The organism is Aliivibrio sp. SR45-2 (assembly GCF_963890165.1).
Classification (GTDB): domain Bacteria; phylum Pseudomonadota; class Gammaproteobacteria; order Enterobacterales; family Vibrionaceae; genus Aliivibrio; species Aliivibrio salmonicida.
Genome location: NZ_CAWPRC010000065.1, coordinates 1 through 1204, shown reverse-complemented (window position 1 = coordinate 1204; position 1204 = coordinate 1). Strand labels below are relative to the sequence as shown.

Annotated in this window: 2 protein-coding genes; both read left to right on the top strand. The window is 36.9% G+C overall.

Going from position 1 to position 1204, the window contains the following annotated elements; all coding sequences use genetic code 11:
* The first annotated feature begins 79 nt into the window (after positions 1 to 79).
* Complete coding sequence (locus AACV33_RS03025) at positions 80 to 544, top strand: GNAT family N-acetyltransferase (RefSeq protein WP_182700732.1); 465 nt, start codon at positions 80 to 82, stop codon at positions 542 to 544.
* A 154-nt stretch (positions 545 to 698) separates the two neighbouring features.
* A complete protein-coding gene (locus tag AACV33_RS03020) occupies positions 699 to 1085 on the top strand; it encodes a tautomerase family protein (protein WP_182700731.1) in 387 nt (128 codons plus the stop codon).
* Positions 1086 to 1204: the final 119 nt, after the last annotated feature.

The following is a 1204-nucleotide window of genomic DNA, read 5'->3' as shown; positions in this document are numbered from 1 at the left end:
AGCTAGGTCTGCATGGTAGCAAACGTGTTATGCAGGCGTTATATCGTTTTTTTAAGCTCATCGTTTTAAAGGATTAGACATGATTCAACTCAGACCAATGACCTCAAGTGAGTATCCAGCGTATTGCGATTATTTCATTGATGATTACAGCCGTGAAATAGCTGAAAATTATGGTCACTCAATGGATAGGGCGCGTGAATTGGCTAATCAGGATCTTCTTCGTAGTTTTCCTAATGGTCTGGAAACTAATGACCATGAATTACTGTGTATTGAATCGGGTTCAAAATTGGTTGGTTATCTGTGGCACTCGATTAACGAAAATGACAAATCGACGTTTATTTATGACTTCTTCATTTTTCAAAATTGTCGTAATAATGGTTGTGGGAAATCAGCAATTATTGCTCTTGAATCACAATTGAAATCGATGGGTATTAAGCAAATAAAATTACGAGTTGCGTACCAAAATCAAAGAGCGTTAAAGCTGTATCAAGAGGTTGGTTTTGCTATTTCTGGCTACAATATGTCAAAGAAAATAGTAAGTTAGCATTCTCGATATAACAAATGCATCAACACGATTTGCTACACTCGGCGTTGTCAGTTTGCCTTTAGTTTTGGTGATTAAGGCAGTAAAATTCAGCTTGGTTTGCATAGTAGCAAACGTGTTATGCAGGCGTTATACGTTTTTGAGGGAATGAAAAATGGTAGTGGTTTACGGAATAAAAGAGAATTTAGATCCAATTAAAGCGAAATTGTCAGACGTGATCCAATCGTGTCTTAATTCTGAAATTGGTTTGCCTGAAGATAAGCGGGCTCATCGTTTTATACCAATGGATAAAGAAGATTTCTATTATCCAGATGGTCGTAGTAACGCTTATACCGTGATTGAAATAAATATGATGGAAGGTAGGGCGGTTGAAACGAAAAAGGCGTTAATTAAGTCTTTATTCTCTACAATTGAATGTGAATTAGGAATATCCCCAATTGATGTTGAAATTACCATTAAAGAACAACCAGCTCATTGTTGGGGTTTCAGAGGCATGACTGGCGATGAAGCAAAAGATCTGAAATATCAGGTCAACGTATAACAAAGCAATCAACACGATTTATTACATTCGGCGTTGTAGGTTTGTCTTTGGTTTTGGTGTTTAAGGCAGTAAAATTCAGCTAAGTCGTCGTAGTAATAAACGTGTTATTGCGGCGTTAT

Bases quoted from the DNA above. Each gene is read 5' to 3' on its own strand.
- AACV33_RS03025 (WP_182700732.1), top strand. From the start codon at position 80: ATGATTCAACTCAGACCAATGACCTCAAGTGAGTATCCAGCGTATTGC.
- AACV33_RS03020 (WP_182700731.1), top strand. From the start codon at position 699: ATGGTAGTGGTTTACGGAATAAAAGAGAATTTAGATCCAATTAAAGCG.